General features: G+C 55.5%; 5 protein-coding genes. 4 read left to right on the top strand and 1 reads right to left on the bottom strand.

Annotation, left to right across the window (positions count from 1 at the left end):
• Positions 1 to 125: 125 nt before the first annotated feature.
• Positions 126 to 503, bottom strand: coding sequence for a winged helix-turn-helix transcriptional regulator (locus OCV58_RS12045; RefSeq protein WP_154877996.1), 378 nt, complete (start codon positions 501 to 503; stop codon positions 126 to 128).
• Positions 504 to 634: 131 nt separating this feature from the next.
• On the opposite strand from OCV58_RS12045, the gene OCV58_RS12050 reads away from it, so the two are divergent.
• The 4 genes from OCV58_RS12050 (at position 635) to OCV58_RS12065 (ending at position 3,555) form a co-directional block, all read left to right on the top strand.
• On the top strand, positions 635 to 979 hold the full coding sequence (locus OCV58_RS12050; protein ID WP_154877997.1) for a TIGR04076 family protein: 345 nt from the start codon (positions 635 to 637) through the stop codon (positions 977 to 979).
• A 534-nt stretch (positions 980 to 1,513) separates the two neighbouring features.
• On the top strand, positions 1,514 to 2,335 hold the full coding sequence (locus tag OCV58_RS12055; RefSeq protein WP_154877998.1) for a putative phage replisome organizer: 822 nt from the start codon (positions 1,514 to 1,516) through the stop codon (positions 2,333 to 2,335).
• Positions 2,235 to 2,717 carry a hypothetical protein gene (locus OCV58_RS12060; RefSeq protein WP_267312927.1) on the top strand — a complete coding sequence of 161 codons (483 nt, stop codon included), beginning with the start codon at positions 2,235 to 2,237 and terminating at the stop codon, positions 2,715 to 2,717. Before OCV58_RS12055 ends, OCV58_RS12060 begins: the two co-directional genes overlap by 101 nt.
• Before the next feature lie 304 nt (positions 2,718 to 3,021).
• Entirely contained in the window at positions 3,022 to 3,555 is a 534-nt protein-coding gene (locus tag OCV58_RS12065) for an N-acetylmuramoyl-L-alanine amidase family protein (protein ID WP_154878000.1), read from the top strand.
• The last annotated feature ends 845 nt before the right edge of the window (positions 3,556 to 4,400 follow it).

Consider the following 4,400-nt stretch of genomic DNA (forward strand, 5'->3'; position numbering starts at 1 on the left):
CTCCTTTGCGTGAGATTGTGGTGATTTCATTATACCAAAGAAGTTCCTTCTCTTTTTATATGTTCTTCACTTTTGTGCAGTAAAGTTTTCCCACAATTATTTTACACTAACTCATGGCGCCAGGGCTATTCGCCTGGCTTTTCCGTGGGTTCAGGTGCGGCGTCGTCGGGCCGATGGGCCTCGCCCCAGCGGCACATGGCTTCCATGATTGGGTAGAGGGAGCGCCCTTTGTCTGACAGGCTGTATTCGACCTTCGGCGGGATTTGGGGATATTCCCGGCGGACGATCAGGCCGTCGCGCTCCATGCCTTTCAGCTGCTCGCTCAGCGTCTTGTAGGTAATGGCCCCGATTTTTCGCTTCAGCTCGTTGAAGCGGACGGTTTCGTATTCGACGAGAAAATACAAGATGATTAGCCGCCATTTGCCGCCGATCAGGGACAGGGTGTAGCCGAAGGGGACGTCGGACAAGGCCTGCAGGGCTCCTTCGTAGGGCTTCATGCTCATGAGGGGATACTTCCTTTCTCCATAGTATATGTCAAAAAAGTGCGTACTATACAATCTGTCTTTTCTTTTTTATCATAAGAGAAGAAGGATATACAAGTCAACCCGGCTCAGCCGGAGAAGGGAGCTCTGCCATGAAAAACGTAAAAATTACCATACTCAAGACGACGCTGGATGCGGAACTGGCCGCCCAGTACGGCGTGCCGGGACTTATGGCTTGTCCCATGATGCGGGAAGGCCAGGTCTTTTACGCCGACTACGCCAAGCCCGAGGGATTCTGCGACGAAGCGTGGAAGGCAATCTATCAGTACGTCTTCGCCCTGGCTCACGGCGACGGCAAGACCTTGTTTTATCACGGCGACTGGATCGCTAAGCCCAACGTCGCCATTTGTAGCTGCAACGACGGCCTGCGCCCGGTCATCATGAAGCTCGAAGGAACGGACGAAGAAGCGGAACTCAGCTATGTTCCCGTCCGCTGACGGCTTTGCGTGAATCTATTCTCCATATGCATGTATAAGACTTTGTTATATTATATTGATATACTACAGCTCCGGCGGCGCAGTCCTGTCAGCCTGTCATTCGGCAGGAATGCGAGCCGAAAGCCTTCGGTTTGTCCTCATTTTTGTCCGCTGAGATAAGACGAACGATACGACATAGCCGCTCGAATCCGGCCCCTTTGGCCTAGGTTCGGGCGGCTTTTGTCATGCCTTTTTCTCTATATCCGACGGCAGCGCGGACGTGAGAATCCGCATGGATACGCCGTTTTTAGCTGCTGGCATCAAGGGATGTAACGCGTACGTAACGCCCTAGACTAGAAGAGACAAGACCAGAGGAGACAAGAGGGAGATAAGAGGGAGATAAGAGAAGAGACGCGCAGCGTTACGGGCGTCGCCCCGGAACGGACGGAATAGACGGAGAGAAATTTTTCCATGAGGAGACATAAAACGACGGGGCCTTTTCCCTTACTATTATAGAACGCAGCCCCCAGGAGCTGACGAACGGGAGGACCGAAAATGAAACAACTTCGTTGGATGAAAACAAAAATTGGATTGTTTGGCGACCCGAAGGTCATGGCCATGCTCAGCCAGCGCCACGGCGAGACGTACTTCGTCGTCTGGTTTTTGCTCAAGGACATTGCCGGGACGGTCAACTGCGACGGCTATGCCTGCCTGTCGGAGCAGGTGCCCCTGACGGGCGAATACATCGCCCGCGTCCTTCGCCGCCGCCGCGACGTCGTCGAAAAAGCCCTCGATTTCTTAGAGCAGATAGACCTCATCCGCCGCGATGAAGAAGGCCGTATTCGCCTCGTCGACTGGGAAGAATTGCAGGATTTTGACAAGGACGAACGCCGCCGCCAGCAGACGCGCAGCCGCGTGGCCCGATTCCGCCAGAAGCAGGGCGAAGGGGGCGGCCGAGCTGACGGCGGTACTGCCGAAGCTCCTGATAAGACGGCAGGAGGCGAAGCCGCGGCATATTACGCCCAGGTCTTTGGCGGTATCCATCGGGCGGCACAGCTTGCCTTAGACGAGATGGAATGCCGGTGGGGCGTCGACGCCGTCTGCCGCGCTGTAGCCATTGCCAAGGAGCGGGGCGCTGAGGGAAATAACCTCAACTATATCCGCTCGATTCTCGCCAACAGCGGCGGACAGCCGTGGCGAAGGGGAAAGGATGATTGCCATGGGTATGCAAGTATTGATGAATACGTTAGTGTCATGCTTCGGCAGGCGGATGAATATGAATCCGCAGTTCATACACGTGCTGAAGGCCAGCCTGCCCGCCGGGCTGACGGAGGAACAAGGCGCGGAGCTGGGCGCCCGCCTGGCCCAGACCTGTAAGTTTGCGCCGACTATAGCGGAAATCCTGGCCGAGTGGCGGGCTATGCGCCGCGATATGCAGCGGCGCGAGAGTATGCCGCCGCCGATGCCGGTACGCAGAAACCCCGCCGTCGTCCGCCGGCTGCGCTCTGTCCGCGACTTGCTGAGGCAGGGCAGCCCCTTGCCGAAACAGGACGTCGGGCCGGAGCTACGCGAGTTTGCCCGCCGGCGGTTTCCCGACATCAGCGACGACGTCATTCGGAGAAACTGGCTGGAAATTACGAATTGCATGGACTATGCGGTAGAACAACAGCGGACGGCCTCTCCCTACCAGATGGTCATGGAGCTGGAGCCCGACGGGACGATCAGCCTGAGCATGAAGACCCTGGGATGCGCCGGCTGACGGCGCAAGTCCCGACGCGCGGCCTGCGCTGTGTATAATACATATTTATATATAATGCGGCGAAGGATACCCGGTCGATGTTCCGGGGTTCAATGCGTCTCGGCATACAGGAACTATCGGCCTGCCGTCCCATGCAGGAGACGCCGACGCGACAGATTCAGAACGCCATGGCGGCCGACATGGCAGTTCTACGAAGGAGGCGTTCCTATGCATCGGATTATGCAGTGTTTAAGAAACCTCGACAAACAGACCATTGTATTTGTGATTCAGTTGATTCAATATTTCGTTAGGAGGAAGTACAGCGATGAAAATTTATCTCAACGCCGGCCACGACCGGCTCCTTGATTCCGGCGCAGTCAACGAAGCCATGGGACTGCGCGAGTGCGACCTGGCCTATGAGCTGGCCCAGAAAGTGAAGGGGTATTTGGAACGAAACGGCGTCGCCGTCCTGTTTGGACAGCAGGATAACCTGTACGCCGTCTGCGGTGAAGCCAACGACGCCGAGGCCGACGCCTTCGTGTCCCTGCACTTCAACGCGTTTAACAAGCGCGCCGCCGGTACGGAAACGCTCATCTCTCATACGGCAGAGAGCCTGCTTTTGGGCCATGCCATTCAGTCCAACATCAAAGCCGTCCTCAACCTGCCTGACCGCGGGCTGAAGGAACGGCCGGGCCTCTTCGTCCTGCGCAACACCGTCATGCCTGCCGTCGTCGTCGAAGTGTGCTTTATCGACAACGACTACGACATCCGCCAGTACCAGAGCCGCGCCGACGCCGTAGCGCGGGCCATCGCCACCGGGATTCTGCAGTGGCCGGCCATGGCAAGGAAGGCGGCGTAATGCCGTGACTTTTATTGCACCGCATTGAGGGTGCTAAAAGGGCGTGGGCCCCTTTAAACCGGGATGTTACTTTTTCTTTCTGCGTGGCCAGAAAGAAAAAGTAACCAAAAAGAAAGAGGCCAGCCCGGAACTCCCACGCCTTGCTGCGGGTCAGACAGGCGGCGCGGCAAAATCGCTGGCGCTCGGATGCCGCTTGTTCCGCCTGTCAGTCCCTTCGCATCCGCCTGCGGCGGCACGGCGTGTCCGTAACGGGCGAAGAAACCGTGGTACTTGCAGATTCTTTCATGCCGGTGTAAGGCGTGCTAGTTGATGGAGCACGTCATGCTGGTCAGCTGTTCATTAAATAAAGCATTTTGTTATTATAAGAATGTGTATAAGATAAGGCTGTTTTATATTACGCCGAATATCTGAATACATAAAGGCATATCATTTTATCAAGTGTATGTATTTTACTATTGATGCTGTTGTATGTCTCTTAGGGCGTAGTTCCGCCCATTACGGACGAGCCGTGCCGACGTAAGTCGGCTGCGCCGTATCGGGCAGGCGGGAAACAGCGGTATCCGAGCGAAGCGATTTTACCGCGCCGCCTGCCCGATGCGGCGCAAGGCTCGGTAGTACCTGGGCGGCGGTTCTTTCTTTGTATACTTTCTTTCTGTCCGCACAGAAAGAAAGTATGAGGTGATGAAAGGGGCTCCCCTTTCTGATTAAACAAGACGTAATTAAGATATGGTAAATTGCAAGTTGAATTTGAACAACCATAATCAGGAAACACACTCACTAGCATAAACTTCATCGAGGAATGCATCAAATAGCTCTGACGGCGTATGGTAGCCCAAAACACGCCG

The sequence above is a fragment of the Megasphaera stantonii genome, assembly GCF_025567065.1.
GTDB classification, from domain to species: Bacteria; Bacillota; Negativicutes; order Veillonellales; family Megasphaeraceae; genus Megasphaera; species Megasphaera stantonii.

What these genes read in the sequence shown, in the direction of transcription:
- OCV58_RS12065 (WP_154878000.1), top strand. Translation starts at nt 3,022, where the DNA reads ATGAAAATTTATCTCAACGCCGGCCACGACCGGCTCCTTGATTCCGGC.
- OCV58_RS12045 (WP_154877996.1), bottom strand. Translation starts at nt 503, where the DNA reads ATGAGCATGAAGCCCTACGAAGGAGCCCTGCAGGCCTTGTCCGACGTC.
- OCV58_RS12055 (WP_154877998.1), top strand. Translation starts at nt 1,514, where the DNA reads ATGAAACAACTTCGTTGGATGAAAACAAAAATTGGATTGTTTGGCGAC.
- OCV58_RS12060 (WP_267312927.1), top strand. Translation starts at nt 2,235, where the DNA reads ATGAATCCGCAGTTCATACACGTGCTGAAGGCCAGCCTGCCCGCCGGG.
- OCV58_RS12050 (WP_154877997.1), top strand. Translation starts at nt 635, where the DNA reads ATGAAAAACGTAAAAATTACCATACTCAAGACGACGCTGGATGCGGAA.